Here is an 18,597-nt window from a genome sequence, read left to right on the forward strand (position 1 = left end):
CAAAACAACTCAATTTAATTGAATTGTTTTTTGCAGTTTAATTAGTGTTCAAAGCCACTATAACTATTTTTTTAATCATAATTCCGTCCATTGATGTTGTCAACACAAGCTGAAAGATTAAATTTCTCGTCTATTGTAAATAAGACAGATTACCCAGACTTTTTGGATATTCAGATAAAATCATTCCAAGATTTTTTCCAATTAGAAACTAAATCTGAAGAAAGAGGTGACGAAGGTTTATATAATACCTTCATGGAAAATTTTCCAATTACCGATTCTCGTAATCAATTCGTATTAGAATTTTTAGATTACTTCGTCGATCCACCAAGATATGCTATTGAAGAGTGTATTGAGCGTGGTTTAACATATAGCGTTCCGCTTAAAGCTAGGCTAAAGTTATATTGTACCGATCCTGAACATGAAGATTTTGAAACTATTGTTCAAGATGTATATTTAGGAACCATTCCTTACATGACACCTTCTGGTACTTTTTGTATCAATGGTGCTGAGCGTGTTGTTGTTTCTCAATTACACCGTTCACCAGGGGTTTTCTTCGGACAATCTTTCCATGCTAATGGAACAAAATTATATTCAGCAAGAGTTATTCCTTTCAAAGGATCTTGGATTGAGTTTGCTACGGACATCAATCAAGTGATGTATGCATACATTGATAGAAAGAAAAAATTACCAGTTACAACGCTTTTCCGTGCTATCGGTTTTGAGCGTGATAAAGATATTTTAGAGATTTTCGATTTAGCTGAAGAAGTTAAAGTATCGAAGACTGGCTTAAAAAAGTACTTAGGAAGAAAATTAGCAGCCCGTGTATTAAATACATGGCATGAGGATTTTGTGGATGAAGATACGGGTGAAGTGGTATCTATCGAGCGGAATGAAATTGTGCTGGACCGTGATACTATTTTAGATAAAGATAACATAGAAGAAATTCTTGAAGTTGATGTTAAAACGGTTCTTTTACATAAAGAATCTAATGAACAAGGCGATTACGCTATTATTCATAACACCCTTCAAAAAGATCCAACAAACTCTGAAAAAGAGGCTGTTGAACATATATATAGACAATTACGTAATGCTGAGCCGCCAGATGAGGAAACGGCTCGTGGAATAATTGATAAATTATTCTTCTCAGATCAACGTTACTCTTTAGGAGAAGTTGGGCGTTACAGAATGAACAAAAAATTACAGTTGGATATCGGTATGGATAAGCAAGTGCTTACCAAAGAAGATATCATAACTATTATAAAATACTTAATCGAGCTTATTAACTCTAAAGCAGAGATTGATGATATTGATCACTTATCTAACCGTCGTGTTCGTACAGTTGGTGAGCAATTATCTTCTCAGTTTGGTGTTGGTTTAGCACGTATGGCACGTACTATTCGTGAGCGTATGAACGTTCGTGATAACGAGGTGTTTACTCCAATCGATTTAATTAATGCAAAGACTTTATCGTCTGTAATTAATTCTTTCTTTGGAACTAACCAGTTATCTCAGTTTATGGATCAAACCAATCCATTAGGAGAGATAACGCATAAGCGTCGTTTATCGGCTCTTGGACCAGGAGGTCTTTCGAGAGAAAGAGCAGGGTTCGAGGTTCGTGATGTGCACTATACACACTACGGTCGATTATGTCCAATTGAAACTCCGGAGGGACCCAATATTGGTTTGATTTCTTCACTTTCAGTATTTGCTAAAGTGAATTCCATGGGGTTCATCGAAACGCCATATAGAAAAGTAACTGATGGTGTTGTTGATATTCAAAACCCACCTACATATTTAAGTGCAGAAGAAGAGGAAGATAAGTTAATTGCTCAAGCAACGGTTAATGTAGATGAAAGTGGAAAAATTTTACATGATAAAGTTATTGCACGTATGGAAGGTGATTTCCCTGTAATCGAACCTTCAAAGTTAGATTATACCGATGTAGCGCCAAACCAAATTTCATCTATATCGGCATCATTAATTCCTTTTTTAGAACATGATGATGCGAATAGAGCCTTAATGGGATCGAACATGATGCGTCAAGCAGTACCTTTATTAAGAGTAGATGCGCCAATTGTTGGAACAGGGTTAGAACGTCAAGTAGCATCAGATTCTCGGGTTTTAATTAATGCAGAAGGTACGGGAGAAGTACTTTATGTGGATGCTAACGAGATTAAAATTAGATACGATCGTACTGAGGACGAAGCTAAAGTAAGTTTTGATAGCGATGTAAAAACATATAAATTAGTAAAATTCCGTAAAACTAACCAAGGGACATCTATCAACCTAAAACCAATTGTGGTAAAAGGAGATATGGTTACCAAAGGGCAAGTATTATGTGAAGGTTACGCTACTCAAAAAGGTGAATTAGCGCTTGGTAGAAATATGAAAGTAGCTTTTATGCCTTGGAAAGGATATAATTTTGAGGATGCGATTGTAATTTCTGAAAAAGTAGTTCGAGAGGATATCTTTACATCAATCCATATCGATGAGTATTCTTTAGATGTTAGAGATACAAAATTAGGTAACGAAGAGTTAACCAATGATATTCCTAATGTTTCTGAAGAAGCTACTAAAGATTTGGATGAAAACGGTATGATTCGTATTGGAGCCGAGGTTAAACCTGGCGATATTCTTATTGGTAAAATTACACCAAAAGGAGAGTCAGACCCTACGCCAGAAGAAAAATTATTACGTGCTATCTTTGGTGATAAAGCTGGTGATGTTAAAGATGCCTCTTTAAAAGCATCTCCTTCATTACATGGTGTGGTTATCGAAAAGAAATTGTTTGCAAGAGCAGTAAAAGATAAGCGTAAAAGAGCTCAAGATAAAGATGATATTTTAGCTTTAGAAGCGCAATTTGACAGAAAGTTTGACGATTTAAAAGATGTTTTAATCGAAAAACTTTTTAATATCGTAAACGGAAAAACAGCACAAGGTATTTATAATGATTTAGGTGAAGAAGTTTTACCAAAAGGTAAAAAGTTTACTCTTAAAATGTTAAACGCTGTTGATGATTATGCCCATTTAGTATCAGGAAAATGGACTACAGATGAGCATACAAATAGATTAGTAGCCGATTTAATTCATAACTATAAAATTAAAGAGAACGATTTACAAGGTGCTTTGCGTCGTGAGAAATTTACCATTTCTGTGGGTGATGAATTACCAGCAGGAATTATTAAACTAGCTAAAGTTTATATTGCTAAAAAACGTAAACTTAAGGTTGGAGATAAAATGGCAGGACGTCACGGTAATAAGGGTATTGTAGCGCGTATTGTTCGCCAAGAAGATATGCCTTTCCTTGAAGATGGAACGCCTGTAGATATTGTGCTAAATCCACTTGGTGTACCATCTCGTATGAATATTGGTCAAATTTATGAAACAGTTCTTGGGTGGGCTGGTCAAAAATTAGGCCGTACGTTTGCAACACCAATCTTTGATGGTGCGAGTATAGAACAAATTAACGAATTTACAGATGAAGCTGGGATTCCTAGATATGGACATACTTATTTATACGATGGTGGAACAGGACAGCGTTTCGATCAGCCGGCAACCGTTGGTGTGATTTATATGTTGAAACTTGGTCACATGGTTGATGATAAAATGCACGCGCGTTCTATTGGACCTTACTCATTAATTACGCAACAGCCTCTTGGTGGTAAAGCACAATTTGGTGGTCAACGTTTTGGTGAGATGGAAGTATGGGCACTTGAAGCTTATGGCGCATCAAGTACGTTACGAGAAATTTTAACTGTAAAATCTGATGATGTAATTGGTAGAGCTAAAACTTACGAAGCTATTGTTAAAGGTGAACCAATGCCAGATCCAGGGTTGCCAGAATCATTCAATGTATTGATGCATGAATTGAAAGGGTTAGCGTTGGATATTAGATTAGAGGATTAATAAAAATAGTATGCGGTCCCAGTATCCAGTGAGTTGTAAATTACGAAACTGAATACTGAGGCTGAGACTGAATACTAAAAGAAATGGCAAGAAAACAAGATAAGAATACAGTAAAGAGATTTAATAAAATCTCAATTGGTCTAGCATCACCAGAGTCTATTTTAGCAGCCTCTAGAGGTGAAGTTTTAAAACCAGAAACTATCAATTATCGAACACACAAACCGGAACGTGATGGTTTGTTCTGCGAGCGTATTTTTGGTCCTGTAAAGGATTATGAGTGTGCTTGTGGCAAATATAAAAGAATACGTTATAAAGGCATTGTTTGTGATCGTTGTGGCGTAGAAGTAACAGAAAAGAAAGTACGTCGTGATCGCGTAGGGCACATTAATTTAGTGGTTCCTGTTGCTCACATTTGGTACTTCCGTTCTTTACCAAACAAAATTGGTTATTTATTAGGTTTACCATCTAAGAAATTAGATATGATTATTTACTACGAGCGTTATGTAGTAATTCAACCTGGTATTGCCAAAAATGAAGAAGGAGAACCATTACAAAAAATGGATTTCCTTACCGAAGAGGAATACTTAAATGTATTAGAGTCGCTTCCTCAAGATAATCAATATTTAGATGATGAGGACCCTAATAAGTTTTTAGCTAAAATGGGTGCAGAGTGCTTAATAGAGTTATTAGCACGTATTGATTTGAAAGAATTGTCTTATGAATTAAGGCATAAAGCAAATACTGAAACCTCTAAACAGCGCAAAACAGAAGCGTTAAAACGTTTACAAGTTGTTGGGGCTTTACGTGATTCTAACGAAAATAGAGAAAATCGTCCAGAATGGATGATTTTAAAAGTTATACCAATTATTCCGCCGGAATTAAGACCTTTAGTGCCTTTAGATGGTGGACGTTTTGCTACTTCAGATTTAAATGATTTATACCGTCGTGTTATTATCCGTAACAACCGTCTTAAACGATTAGTTGAGATAAAAGCACCAGAAGTTATTTTACGTAATGAAAAACGTATGTTGCAAGAATCTGTAGATTCATTGTTAGATAACACACGTAAATCTTCTGCTGTAAAAACAGATTCTAATCGTCCATTGAAATCATTATCCGATTCATTAAAAGGTAAACAAGGACGTTTCCGTCAAAATTTACTTGGTAAACGTGTGGATTATTCAGCACGTTCGGTAATTGTTGTAGGACCAGAATTGAGATTACACGAATGTGGAATCCCTAAAAATATGGCTGCAGAGCTTTACAAGCCTTTCGTAATTAGAAAACTAATTGAAAGAGGTATTGTAAAAACTGTAAAATCTGCAAAGAAAATTATAGATAAAAAAGAACCAGTAGTTTGGGATATTTTGGAAAACGTTCTTAAAGGACATCCAATATTACTAAACCGTGCGCCTACCTTACACCGTTTGGGTATTCAAGCGTTTCAACCGCAGTTAATTGAAGGTAAAGCGATTCAATTACACCCCTTAGTTTGTACGGCATTTAACGCCGATTTCGATGGGGATCAAATGGCGGTACACTTACCTCTTGGGCCAGAAGCTATTTTGGAATGTCAACTGTTAATGTTGGCTTCTCATAATATCTTAAATCCAGCAAATGGTTCTCCGGTAACGGTACCTTCTCAGGATATGGTACTTGGTCTGTATTATATGACTAAGCTTAGAACTTCTACGCCTGAAGTGCCAATTCAAGGTGAAGGTTTAACGTTTTATTCTCCAGAGGAAGTGGAAATCGCTTTTAATGAAGGTAGAATTGATTTAAATGCGGGTATTAAAGTAAGAACTTATGATATTAATGAAGAAGGAAAATCTGCATTAAGAATTATTGATACTACAGTAGGGCGTGTATTATTTAATCAACATGTTCCTGAAGCGGCAGGATATATCAATAAAGTATTAACCAAAAAATCTTTACGAGATATTATTGGTGATGTTTTAAAAGCGACATCAGTTCCGGAAACGGCTGATTTCTTAGATGCTATTAGAACTTTAGGATTTAAGTTTGCATTTCAAGGTGGATTATCATTTAGTTTAGGTGATATTATTATTCCACCAGAAAAACAAGGAATGATTGATAAAGCCAATGGTTTAGTTGATGGTATTACGGGTAACTATAATATGGGACTTATTACCAACAACGAACGTTATAATCAGGTTATTGATATTTGGACTTCAACAAATGCGGAATTGACAGAGTTGTCAATGAAACGTATTCGCGAAGATCAACAAGGATTTAACTCGGTGTTTATGATGCTTGATTCTGGAGCTCGTGGATCTAAAGAACAAATTCGTCAGCTTACAGGTATGCGTGGATTAATGGCAAAACCTAAAAAATCTAACGCTGGTGGTGGTGAAATTATTGAAAATCCAATTCTTTCTAACTTTAAAGAAGGACTTTCAATTTTAGAATACTTTATATCTACGCACGGTGCACGTAAAGGTCTTGCGGATACAGCCCTTAAAACAGCAGATGCTGGATACTTAACTCGTCGTTTAGTTGATGTTTCTCAAGATGTTATTGTTAACTCTGAGGATTGTGGTACGTTACGTGGTGTAGAAGTAGAACCATTGAAGAAAAATGATGAAGTTGTTGAAACTTTAGAAGAAAGAATTGTTGGTCGTGTATCATTAAATGATGTGTTTGATCCTATAACCGATGTGTTATTGGTTTCTGCAGGTCAATTAATTGATGATGAGATAGCTAAAAATATAGAGGCCTCGCCAATAGAATCTGTAGAAGTGCGTTCAGCATTAACTTGCGAAGCTTTACATGGTATTTGTGCTAAATGTTACGGTCGTAATTTAGCAACTGGTAAAATGGTACAGCGTGGTGAAGCAGTTGGTGTTGTGGCTGCGCAATCTATTGGAGAACCAGGAACACAATTAACACTTCGTACATTCCACGTAGGTGGTATTGCAGGTAACATTTCAGAAGACAATAAATTAATTGTTAAGTTTGATGGTATTGCTGAAATTGAAGATTTAAAAACAGTTAAAGGTCAAGATGCCGAAGGAAATGATGTCGATATCGTTATTTCTCGTACATCTGAACTTAAACTTGTAGATAAGAAAACAGGTATTGTATTAAGTACAAATAACATTCCTTACGGATCTACTATTCTAATTAAGAATGGGGATAAACTATCTAAAGGAGATGAAGTTTGTTCTTGGGATCCTTATAACGGTGTTATTATTTCAGAATTTGCTGGTAAAGTGAAGTATGAAAACATCGAACAAGGGGTTACATACCAAGTAGAAATTGATGAACAAACAGGTTTCCAAGAGAAAGTAATTTCAGAATCTAGAAACAAAAAACTTATTCCAACACTTCATATTGAAGATGGAAAAGGTGAAATTATGCGTTCATACAACTTACCAGTTGGAGCTCACTTGATGATCGACGATGGTGAGAAAATTATTGTTGGTAAGATTTTAGTGAAAATCCCTCGTAAATCTGCTAAGGCTGGTGATATTACTGGTGGTCTTCCTCGTGTAACAGAATTGTTCGAAGCACGTAACCCATCGAATCCAGCAGTAGTGAGTGCTATTGATGGTGTGGTTTCTTTCGGAAAAATTAAACGTGGTAACCGTGAGATTATTATAGAATCTAAAACAGGTGATGTTAGAAAATACTTAGTAAAATTATCTAGTCAAATTCTTGTTCAAGAAAATGATTATGTAAAAGCAGGTATGGCTTTATCTGATGGTTCTATAACACCAAATGATATTTTAAATATCAAAGGCCCATCAGCAGTGCAACAATACTTAGTAAATGAAGTACAAGAAGTATATCGATTACAAGGTGTGAAAATTAACGATAAGCACTTTGAGGTTGTCGTACGTCAAATGATGCGTAAAGTTAGAATTATCGATTCTGGTGATACTATTTTCTTAGAAGATCAACTAGCGCATAAAGCTGATTTTATATTAGAAAATGATGCTATTTTTGGAATGAAAGTTATTGAAGATGCAGGTGATTCTGTAAACTTAAGAGCTGGACAAATTGTTTCGCCTCGTGAGTTAAGAGATGAAAACTCTATCTTACGTCGTGAAGATAAAGCATTAGTTTCTGCAAGAGATGCACAGCCAGCAACGGCTACTCCAATACTACAAGGTATTACCAGAGCATCGCTTCAAACGAAATCGTTTATCTCGGCAGCATCTTTCCAAGAAACTACTAAAGTACTTAACGAAGCGGCAGTAGCTGGTAAAGTTGATTCTTTAGAAGGCTTGAAAGAAAATGTTATTGTTGGACATAGAATTCCAGCAGGAACCGGTATGAGAAGTTATGCCAATATCAATGTAGGCTCTAAAGAAGAGTTCGATGAAATGATGCAAGTAAAACAAGAATTAAATTATAATTAATAATTTTTGTTATTCCCGCGAAGGCGGGAATCTATAAAATAAAAGCCTTCACGCATTAAGTTGTTTGAAGGCTTTTTTTATTAATAAAATTAATAACGCTTCTTTTTAAAAAGAAGTATAAAACAAGATTTCCATGGCAAACGAAAAAGAAAGTCCAAAAGAGGGGCAAATAAATATAGAGTTAGATGAAAAAGTAGCGGAAGGTACTTATTCAAATTTGGCTATTATCAATCATTCTATTTCTGAATTTGTAGTAGATTTTGTAAACATTATGCCTGGTGTTCCAAAAAGTAAAGTAAAATCACGAATTATATTAACACCGCAACATGCAAAGCGTTTATTAAAAGCATTAAGCGAAAATGTTAATCGTTTTGAAAAGGCTCACGGTGAAATTAAAGATTACGAGCAACCTCCAATACCATTAAATTTTGGTCCAACAGGTCAGGCTTAAAATATTAAAACCCCATTGGTATAAGTCTAATGGGGTTTTTGTATCATTAATTTGTTGTTTTAATTTATAAACAGCGTGTATTTTAATGAGGATGTATTATTGGGTGTTTTTAAAATGTTCACAGGTTAAAATCATTATAACATCATCTTGGCTTAATTATTGATTTCGCTTTGTGGTACATATTTTTTAAAATACATATTCAAATTTATAATTTATGAAAAAAATAATTTTAATGGTCTCGATATTTGTGGTAAGCTTAAGTCAGGCACAAATAGTAAATCCTGTAAAGTGGGAAACTTCAGTTTTAAAAATATCAGACACGGAAGCCGATTTAATTGCCACGGCAACTATTGATTCTACTTGGCATTTATACTCTCAAATAATTCCAGAAGACGGACCAGTTCCAACAAGTTTTACCTTTGAAAATAATGGTAAGTTTTTAAAAAAAGGTAATACAATTGAAGAAGAAGGTCATATAGTAAGTGATCCTGTTTTTGAAATGAAAATTAAATATTTTGAAAATAAAACTAGCTTTAAACAACGAATTAAATTAAAAAGTCAAGAAGTTTTTACTGTTAATGCTACGGTAGAATTTATGGCTTGTAATGATATTCAGTGTACACCGCCCTCTGAAGTTGAGTTGTCTTTTAACGTAAATTAAGGCCAATAGCCAATAATTAATAATAACGTTTAGCTTTTGTTTATTAAACGTTTTACAATAAAATTAAGTTCTTTTAGAACTTTATAATGGGTAATAAAAAAGCGAATCCAAAATCGGATTCGCTTTTTTATATTTTATAAAAGTTACAGTTAGATTTCTATAATCCAAAAGCCTTTTTAACTTGATCTACGTAATCTAGTTTTTCCCAAGTGAACAACTCTACATCTAAGGTTGTAGTTTCTCCATTGGGTTGAGAGAATGTTTTGGTTACAGTTTTATTTTTACGTCCCATATGGCCGTAAGCAGCGGTTTCACTATACATCGGAGCACGTAGTTTTAAACGCTCTTCAATAGCAAACGGACGCATATCAAAAATCTCCATTACTTTTTCAGCAATTTCTCCATCGGTCATATTAAAAGCACAAGTACCATAGGTGTCAATAAAAATTCCCATAGGTTCAACAACACCAATAGCATAACTTACTTGTACTAAAACTTCACTAGCAACACCGGCAGCTACTAAATTTTTTGCAATATGTCGTGTAGCATACGCCGCACTTCTATCTACTTTACTTGGATCTTTTCCTGAGAAAGCTCCTCCACCGTGGGCACCTTTACCGCCATAAGTATCAACAATAATTTTTCTGCCCGTTAAACCTGTGTCTCCATGAGGGCCACCAATTACAAATTTTCCTGTAGGGTTAATATGGTATTTTATATCGGCGTTAAATAAATTTTGAATGCTTTCTGGTAAGTCTGCAATAACTCGTGGAATAAGAATGTCAACAAGATCTTTTCTTATTTTAGCAAGCATAGCATTGTCCTCATCAAATGCATCGTGTTGTGTTGATATTACAATAGCATCAATACGTTGTGGAACATTATCATCACTATATTCAATAGTTACCTGACTTTTAGAATCGGGTCTTAAATACGTGATGTCTTTATTTTCACGACGTAATTTAGCAAGTTCTTTTAAAATACGGTGTGATAAATCTAAAGCCAAAGGCATAAAGTTTTCGGTTTCGTTAGTGGCATAACCAAACATCATACCTTGATCTCCGGCGCCTTGTTCTTCTTTACTGCCGCGATCTACACCTTGACTTATATCGTCCGATTGTTCGTGAATGGCAGAAAGTACACCACACGAATTTCCATCGAACATATATTCTCCTTTTGTATATCCAATTTTATTGATAGTATCTCTAGCAATTTTTTGAACATCTAAATAGGTTGTCGATTTTACCTCACCGGCAAGTACCACCTGTCCTGTTGTTACTAAGGTTTCGCAAGCTACTTTCGATTCGGTATCAAAAGCTAAAAAATTGTCGATTAATGCATCACTAATTTGATCTGCCACCTTATCTGGGTGTCCTTCAGAAACACTTTCTGAAGTGAATAAATAAGCCATAATAATATTATTTTATTGCAAGATTTGACGAAAACGTCGCAGGAAGTTTACACTGCCTTTAGCATTTTTGTTTTTTGCTGAACTTCTTGCAGAATTTGTTTAAGGTTTCTATATCAAGTAAGCAAAAAAGAGGTTGCAATCAGTCAAATCTTTCCTCTGTTATTTGTGGTTACAAAAATAGAAAAATAAAAGGAATAGCGAATTCATTTAGATATTTTTAACCTAAAATTTGCTTAATAAGTTTTATTTATTAATATTTGATGACTCAAACAGGATAACTAATATAAAAAACAGTTTATAGTTTACATGAAAACTCCATTTTTAATTTACGTTTTTATTATTGTCATTGTATTAATACAATGAGGCTAGGGGAACGTTTTTTAAAATCTAAAATATACTAAAAAGCCTTCCTTATAAAGAAGGCTTTTTTTTTGCATATTTTTCACTTTTTGGACATAGTATAAAAAAATAATTAAAATGCTGATTTGTAGTTGTTTAAACTGTGTTTTTGGTATGTGAATTTAACCTATAAAACGATTTATAAATAAATATAAATAGCTAATAATTTAATTTCGAACATTATTTTAGATAATGCAGAGTTTATAATAAAATTCATAAAAAGTTATATTATTAAAATAAAAATATAGTAAAAGATAAAATTATCCGTAGCAAAAATGAAGGAACTTAATAAATACAGTAGCAGATTAACTCAAGATGAATCTCAACCTGCATCTCAGGCCATGTTGTATGCAGTAGGATTAACCGATGAAGACATGAATAAAGCCCAAGTGGGTATTGCAAGTACAGGATACGATGGTAATCCGTGTAACATGCATTTGAATAACTTGGCGGCGGAAGTGAAAATTGAGTGTAAAATTGCCAATTTAGTTGGTTTAGGTTTTAATACTATTGGAGTTAGTGATGGTATTTCCATGGGAACTTCAGGAATGAACTATTCTTTAGCATCTCGCGATATTATTGCAGATTCTATTGAAACCGTAATGAATGCACAAAGTTATGATGCACTTATCTCTGTGGTGGGTTGCGATAAAAATATGCCAGGAGCCGTAATAGCTATGTTACGTTTAAACCGTCCATCAATTATGATGTATGGTGGAACAATTGCTTCAGGAAAATATAAAGGAAGAAAATTAAATATTGTTTCAGCTTTTGAAGCTTTAGGGCAAAAAGTGGCAGGCGAAATTGATGAAGATGAATATAGAGAAATTATAAAAAGTGCTATTCCAGGGGCAGGAGCCTGTGGTGGTATGTATACCGCAAACACTATGGCTTCGGCCATTGAATGTATGGGATTTGCTTTGCCTTATAATTCTTCAATCCCTGCAGAGAATCCTAATAAATTATCTGAAAGTGAAAGAACGGCAAGAGCAATCAAAAATCTTTTAGAATTAGATTTAAAACCTTTAGATATTATTTCTAAAAAATCTATTGAGAATGCTATCGCACTTGTAAATGCTTTAGGAGGATCTACAAATGCCGTATTGCACTTTTTAGCTATTGCACATGCTGCCGATATAGATTTTACATTAGAAGATTTTCAACGTGTTAGTGATAGAACCCCTTTAATAGCCGATTTAAAACCAAGCGGTAAATATTTAATGGAAGATGTCCATGGAGTAGGAGGAACACCTGCTGTAATGAAATATTTACTGGATAATGGTTATTTACACGGCGATTGTATGACGGTAACAGGGAAAACTTTAGCTGAAAATTTAGCAGAGGTAGAGCCTATTTCTTTTGAAGATGATCAAGATGTTATATATCCAAAAGATAAAGCATTAAAATCTTCAGGAAACTTACAAATCCTTTACGGAAACTTAGCACAAGAAGGAGCCGTAGCAAAAATTTCAGGAAACGAAGGTCTATTGTTTGAAGGTAAAGCGGTTGTTTACGATGGTGAGCAAGCGGCAAATACCGGAATTTCAAATGGAGAAGTAGAAAGAGGCGATGTGGTCGTCATTAGATATGTTGGGCCTAAAGGTGGTCCAGGAATGCCAGAAATGTTAAAACCAACCTCATTGATTATGGGTGCAGGTTTAGGGAAATCTGTAGCATTAATTACAGATGGTCGTTTTTCTGGTGGTACACACGGTTTTGTTGTGGGACATATTACACCAGAAGCACAAGAAGGAGGAGCTATTGGTTTATTAAAAACTGGCGATAAAATTAAAATTAGTGCTGAAGATAATTCTATTAATGTATTACTTTCTGATGAAGAATTAGCAGAAAGAAAAGCACAATGGGTACAGCCAGAATTAAAACATAAAAAAGGAATTTTATATAAATATGCAAAATCTGTTGCATCGGCCTCTAAAGGTTGTGTTACGGATGCGTTTTAACAAACGATTGCTAGAGCAATACGAAAATATATAGAGATGAAAGACACTCAAACCATAGAAAAACAACAAGGTAAAACGCAGGAAACTATGCGTGTTACAGGTAGCGAGGCTATTATTCATTGCTTATTAGCCGAAGGAGTAGATACACTTTACGGTTATCCAGGTGGTGCAATTATGCCTGTTTACGATGAATTGTACAAATTTCAGCACAAAATTCATCACGTCCTTACACGTCATGAACAAGGCGCAGCACATGCGGCACAAGGTTATGCGCGCATTTCAGGAAAAGTAGGAGTCGCTATGGCAACTTCTGGGCCTGGAGCAACAAATTTAATAACTGGTATTGCCGATGCGCAAATAGATTCTACACCTTTAGTTTGTATTACTGGTCAGGTGTTTTCGCATTTATTAGGAAGTGATGCATTTCAAGAAACGGATATTGTTGGAATCTCTACACCGGTTACAAAATGGAATTGCCAAGTTACAAAGGCTTCTCAAATTCCGGAAGCTTTAGCAAAAGCTTTTTATATTGCTAAAAGCGGTCGTCCGGGGCCTGTTTTAGTCGATGTTACTAAAGATGCTCAGTTAGAAGAATTCGATTTTGAATACGAAAAATGTACAAAAGTACGCAGTTATAATCCTGTGCCAGAAACCGATACAACGGGTGTTAAAGCAGCTGCAGAATTAATTAATGCAGCCAAAAAACCTATGATTGTTTGGGGGCAGGGTGTTATTTTAGGAAAAGCAGAAGAAGAATTAAAGGCCGTAATAGAAAAGGCAGGTATTCCTTCAGCATGGACTATTCTTGGAGCTTCTGCCATACCAACATCGCATCCATTAAATATTGGTATGGTGGGGATGCACGGTAATTATGCGCCTAATAAATTAACCAATGAGTGCGATGTATTAATTGCTATTGGTATGCGTTTTGACGACCGTGTTACAGGAAATTTAAAAACCTATGCTAAGCAGGCTAAAGTAATTCATTTTGAAATTGATCCAGCAGAGATTGATAAAAATGTAAAAACTGATGTGGCTGTTTTAGGAAATTCTAAAGATAGTTTAGCGCAGTTACTTCCTTTATTAAATGAAGCAACTCACGAGTCTTGGTTACAAGAATTTAAAGATTTGTATGCTATAGAATTTGAAAAAGTTATCAAAGAAGATCTTACGCCAAGCAAAGAAGGGTTAACCATGGGCGAGGTTATTAAACAAATTAATATAGAAACTAAGGGGAATGCCGCTATAGTTTCTGATGTAGGACAACACCAAATGATTGCTTGTCGTTATGCCGATTTCAACATTACTAAAAGTAATATTACTTCCGGTGGATTAGGAACTATGGGTTTTGCGCTTCCGGCAGCTATTGGAGCTAAAATGGCAGCACCAGATCGTGAAGTTGTTGCTATTATTGGAGATGGTGGTTTTCAAATGAATATTCAAGAATTGGGAACTATTTTTCAACAAGAAATAGCCGTTAAAATTGTAGTCCTAAATAATGAATTCTTAGGAATGGTACGCCAATGGCAACAGTTGTTTTTCGATAAACGTTATGCGTCTACCGAAATGACAAATCCTAACTTTATAGCTATTGCAGAAGGCTACTATATTAAAGCAAGGAAAGTGGTAAAAAGAGAAGAATTGGAAGATGCGGTTAAGGAAATGATTGCCTCTAAAGAATCCTATTTCTTAGAAGTTTGTGTGGAAAAAGAAGGAAACGTTTTTCCAATGATTCCAACAGGCGCTTCAGTTTCTGATGTAAGATTGAGTTAATAAATTTAGATTATAATAAAATGAATCAAGATATACAGTCATTCACGATTTCAATTTATACCGAAAATAATATCGGGTTATTAAATCGTATCTCAGCTATTTTTCAGCGTAGACATATAAATATTGAAAGTTTAACAACATCGCAATCAGAAATCGATGGTGTAAATCGTTTTGTAATTGTTGTTAATATTTGTGAAGAACAAGCCCTTAAAATTGTGAAACAAATAGAAAAGCAAGTAGAAACTATACGTGCCTTTTATCATACCGAAGATCAAACTATTTTTACAGAATCGAGTATGTTTAAAATAAAATCGGACTTATTATTTAACGAACCTCAAATTCAGAATTTAATAAAAGAAAGTAATGCCAGAATTGTAACGGTAAATCCAGAGTTTTTCGTTTTAGAAAAATCTGGACGTCGTGTAGAAATAGAAGCATTGCGTAAAGAGTTAAGCGTTTATGGTATTATGCAGTTTGTTCGTTCTGGGCGAATTGCAGTAACCAAAGAGGAAATGAGAATAACAGAAATGCTTCAAGCACAAGCATTTAATAATAAATACTAATTAAATTAAAAAATGGGAAATTATTTTAACACCTTATCATTAAGAGATAAATTAAATCAATTATCTAAATGTAGATTTATGGACTCTTCAGAATTTGAAGATGGTGTAAATGTTTTAAAAGGTAAAAAAATTGTTATAGTTGGTTGTGGCGCTCAAGGTTTAAACCAAGGATTGAATATGAGAGATTCTGGTTTAGATATTTCTTATGCACTTCGTGATGCTGCCATTGCAGAAAAACGCCAATCTTTTATAAATGCAAGCGAGAACGGTTTTACTGTGGGTACTTACCAAGAGTTAATTCCTACTGCCGATTTAGTATTAAACTTAACGCCGGATAAACAACACACAAGTGTAGTGGGAGCAGTAATGCCTTTAATGAAAAAAGGAGCAACATTGTCTTATTCTCATGGTTTTAATATTGTTGAAGAAGGAACTCAAATTCGTGAAGATTTAACCGTAATTATGGTTGCTCCAAAATGTCCAGGAACCGAGGTAAGAGAAGAATATAAAAGAGGATTTGGTGTGCCAACTTTAATAGCGGTTCACGAAGAAAATGATCCAGAAGGAAAAGGTTGGGCACAGGCAAAAGCTTATGCAGCAGCAACTGGAGGTGATAGAGCAGGAGTATTAGCATCATCTTTTATTGCCGAAGTAAAATCCGATTTAATGGGAGAACAAACTATTTTATGTGGTTTACTTCAAACAGGATCTATCCTTTGTTTCGATAAAATGGTAGAAAAAGGAATCGATGCAGGTTATGCTTCTAAATTAATTCAATACGGATGGGAAACTATCACAGAAGGTCTTAAATATGGTGGTATTACTAATATGATGGATCGTTTATCTAACCCAGCAAAAATTAAAGCTTTTGAACTTTCAGAAGAATTAAAAGAGATTATGCGTCCGTTATTCCAAAAGCATATGGATGATATTATTGAAGGTCGTTTTTCTGCTGGTATGATGGCGGATTGGGCTAACGATGATAAAGATTTATTAGGATGGAGAGCTGCAACAGCTGAAACAGCATTTGAAAAAACGCCTGCTGGTGACGTTGAAATTTCGGAACAAGAATTTTACGATAACGGCGTGTTAATGGTGGCTATGGTAAGAGCAGGTGTAGAATTAGCTTTTGAAGCGATGACAGATTCTGGTATTATTGATGCATCGGCTTATTACGAGTCTTTACACGAAACGCCACTTATTGCAAACACGATTGCAAGACGTAAATTATATGAAATGAATGCTGTAATCTCTGATACTGCTGAGTACGGATGTTATTTATTCGATCATGCTTGTAAGCCTTTGTTAGGAGATTTCATGAAAACTATCGATACAGATGTTATTGGTAAACCTTATGCTGTTGACAATGGTAAAGGTGTTGATAATGCTAAATTAATTGAAGTTAATGCAGCATTAAGAAATCACCCAGTTGAAAAAGTGGGAAGATTTTTAAGAGCATCTATGACGGCTATGAAGCCAATAGTTTAAACTTTTAAACAAATATTCAAGACCTGACTGAGTTTTATAAACTGGGCAGGTCTTTTTTATAAAACAACCTGTAAAATCTCGTAAATCTTACAGGTAACTAAAATTATAAATTAATGGAGGAGAACACCTATTTTCCTAGTATTGATAATATAAAGCAGGCTGCTGAGACCATTAAAAAAGTTTCAGCAGTTACGCCTTTAGGGCAGAGTCTTCGTCTTTCTGAATATTTTAAAGCCAATATTCTTCTAAAGCGTGAAGATTTGCAGCAAGTTCGCTCGTATAAAATTCGTGGTGCTTACAATAAAATAAGTTCTTTAACGCCCAACGAAGCAAAAAAAGGTGTGGTTTGTGCTAGTGCAGGAAACCATGCACAAGGGGTGGCTTTGTCTTGCAAATTGTTGCAAATTGAAGGTACTATTTATATGCCAACCCCAACACCTAAACAAAAAATAGAACAGGTTAAAATGTTTGGTGGCGATTTTATAACCATAAAACTAGAAGGTGATACCTTTGATGATGCTAACAATGCCGCTATGGCAGAATGTTCAGCTTTAGGTAAAAGTTTTATTCATCCGTTTAATGATGAAAAAGTAATTGAAGGTCAAGGAACGGTTGGTTTAGAAATTTTAGAACAATCCACAGAGCCAATCGACTATGTTTTTATTGCGGTTGGTGGCGGCGGATTAGCATCGGGACTATCTTCTGTTTTTAAAGCGCTTTCTCCAAATACTAAAATTATTGGAGTCGAGCCAGAAGGAGCGCCATCAATGAAAACTTCAATTAAAAATAATAAAAATACAACCATTCAGAATATAGAGAAATTTGTGGATGGCGCTGCAGTGCAACGTGTTGGCGATTTAACTTTCGAAATTTGTAAAGTTAATTTGCACAATATGATTATCGTTCACGAAGGGAAAGTGTGCCAAACTATTTTAGAGCTTTATAATAAAGATGCCATTGTTGTAGAACCTGCGGGGGCATTAAGTATTTCGGCTTTAGATTCCTATGCCGAAGAAATAAAAGGTAAAAATGTAGTCTGTGTGGTTTCTGGAAGTAATAATGATATAACTCGAACTGCAGAAATTAAAGAGCGTGCGCTGCTATATGCTAATTTAAAGCATTATTTTATTGTGAAGTTTCCGCAAAGGGCCGGAGCATTAAAAGAATTTGTGGTTGATATATTGGGACCAAACGATGATATTACCCATTTTCAATACGCTAAAAAAACCAATCGTGAAAATGGTGCTGCTGTCGTTGGTATTTTATTAAAATCGGCAGACGATTTAGAACCTTTAATAGAAAAAATGAAAGCCAGAAACTTTTTTGGGGACTACCTAAATGATAAGCCCGATTTATTTCAGTTTTTAGTATAGTTAGAATTTTTATAGCATAACATTTCAAAGCTTTTTTAATCCGGTTTTTATAATTTTGGATTTAAAAGGCTTTTTTTTTGAATAAGTTTTACATCCATTTCAGGATCTATTTAAACTTATGATGGCACGAAAACGTTTTAGTGTTAAGTATCCTATTCTGATGTATTTAATACGTTAAGAATACAATATTTTTTAAGATAGCTCTTCTGTTTTACTCGCAATTTCA

The 18,597-nt window shown here is 34.7% G+C and carries 10 protein-coding genes; 9 read left to right on the top strand and 1 reads right to left on the bottom strand.

Features of this window, described 5'->3' with window-relative positions; genetic code table 11:
- Window positions 1-93 precede the first annotated feature (93 nt).
- From rpoB to FQU21_RS15790, 4 genes are all read left to right on the top strand, one after another.
- Window positions 94-3,906 (top strand): DNA-directed RNA polymerase subunit beta, encoded by a 3,813-nt coding sequence (gene rpoB / locus FQU21_RS15775; protein ID WP_147678974.1) that lies wholly within the window; start codon window positions 94-96, stop codon window positions 3,904-3,906.
- An 83-nt stretch (window positions 3,907-3,989) separates the two neighbouring features.
- Window positions 3,990-8,291: a DNA-directed RNA polymerase subunit beta' gene (gene rpoC, locus FQU21_RS15780; protein ID WP_147678975.1), complete on the top strand. Its 4,302-nt coding sequence runs from the start codon at window positions 3,990-3,992 to the stop codon at window positions 8,289-8,291.
- Window positions 8,292-8,424: 133 nt separating this feature from the next.
- Window positions 8,425-8,742: a DUF3467 domain-containing protein gene (locus FQU21_RS15785; RefSeq protein WP_147678976.1), complete on the top strand. Its 318-nt coding sequence runs from the start codon at window positions 8,425-8,427 to the stop codon at window positions 8,740-8,742.
- Between the two features lie 214 nt (window positions 8,743-8,956).
- Complete coding sequence (locus tag FQU21_RS15790; RefSeq protein WP_147678977.1) at window positions 8,957-9,403, top strand: protein-disulfide reductase DsbD domain-containing protein; 447 nt, start codon at window positions 8,957-8,959, stop codon at window positions 9,401-9,403.
- A 157-nt stretch (window positions 9,404-9,560) separates the two neighbouring features.
- On the opposite strand, the gene metK is transcribed toward FQU21_RS15790, so the two are convergent.
- On the bottom strand, window positions 9,561-10,814 hold the full coding sequence (gene metK, locus FQU21_RS15795; RefSeq protein ID WP_147678978.1) for a methionine adenosyltransferase: 1,254 nt from the start codon (window positions 10,812-10,814) through the stop codon (window positions 9,561-9,563).
- Between the two features lie 674 nt (window positions 10,815-11,488).
- On the opposite strand from metK, the gene ilvD reads away from it, so the two are divergent.
- The 5 genes from ilvD (at window position 11,489) to ilvA (ending at window position 18,371) form a co-directional block, all read left to right on the top strand.
- A complete protein-coding gene (gene ilvD, locus FQU21_RS15800; RefSeq protein WP_147678979.1) occupies window positions 11,489-13,174 on the top strand; it encodes a dihydroxy-acid dehydratase in 1,686 nt (561 codons plus the stop codon).
- A gap of 36 nt (window positions 13,175-13,210) precedes the next feature.
- Entirely contained in the window at window positions 13,211-14,947 is a 1,737-nt protein-coding gene (gene ilvB, locus FQU21_RS15805; RefSeq protein WP_147678980.1) for a biosynthetic-type acetolactate synthase large subunit, read from the top strand.
- A 20-nt stretch (window positions 14,948-14,967) separates the two neighbouring features.
- Window positions 14,968-15,510: an acetolactate synthase small subunit gene (gene ilvN, locus FQU21_RS15810; RefSeq protein WP_147678981.1), complete on the top strand. Its 543-nt coding sequence runs from the start codon at window positions 14,968-14,970 to the stop codon at window positions 15,508-15,510.
- Between the two features lie 12 nt (window positions 15,511-15,522).
- Entirely contained in the window at window positions 15,523-16,998 is a 1,476-nt protein-coding gene (gene ilvC / locus FQU21_RS15815) for a ketol-acid reductoisomerase (RefSeq protein WP_147678982.1), read from the top strand.
- 113 nt (window positions 16,999-17,111) lie between these two features.
- Entirely contained in the window at window positions 17,112-18,371 is a 1,260-nt protein-coding gene (gene ilvA / locus FQU21_RS15820) for a threonine ammonia-lyase (RefSeq protein WP_147678983.1), read from the top strand.
- The last annotated feature ends 226 nt before the right edge of the window (window positions 18,372-18,597 follow it).

It is taken from the genome of Algibacter pacificus (assembly GCF_008033385.1).
Taxonomy (GTDB): domain Bacteria; phylum Bacteroidota; class Bacteroidia; order Flavobacteriales; family Flavobacteriaceae; genus Algibacter; species Algibacter pacificus.

Bases quoted from the DNA above. Each gene is read 5' to 3' on its own strand.
- FQU21_RS15785 (WP_147678976.1), top strand. From the start codon at position 8,425: ATGGCAAACGAAAAAGAAAGTCCAAAAGAGGGGCAAATAAATATAGAG.
- ilvB (WP_147678980.1), top strand. From the start codon at position 13,211: ATGAAAGACACTCAAACCATAGAAAAACAACAAGGTAAAACGCAGGAA.
- rpoB (WP_147678974.1), top strand. From the start codon at position 94: ATGTTGTCAACACAAGCTGAAAGATTAAATTTCTCGTCTATTGTAAAT.
- rpoC (WP_147678975.1), top strand. From the start codon at position 3,990: ATGGCAAGAAAACAAGATAAGAATACAGTAAAGAGATTTAATAAAATC.
- ilvA (WP_147678983.1), top strand. From the start codon at position 17,112: ATGGAGGAGAACACCTATTTTCCTAGTATTGATAATATAAAGCAGGCT.
- ilvC (WP_147678982.1), top strand. From the start codon at position 15,523: ATGGGAAATTATTTTAACACCTTATCATTAAGAGATAAATTAAATCAA.
- ilvN (WP_147678981.1), top strand. From the start codon at position 14,968: ATGAATCAAGATATACAGTCATTCACGATTTCAATTTATACCGAAAAT.
- ilvD (WP_147678979.1), top strand. From the start codon at position 11,489: ATGAAGGAACTTAATAAATACAGTAGCAGATTAACTCAAGATGAATCT.
- metK (WP_147678978.1), bottom strand. From the start codon at position 10,814: ATGGCTTATTTATTCACTTCAGAAAGTGTTTCTGAAGGACACCCAGAT.
- FQU21_RS15790 (WP_147678977.1), top strand. From the start codon at position 8,957: ATGAAAAAAATAATTTTAATGGTCTCGATATTTGTGGTAAGCTTAAGT.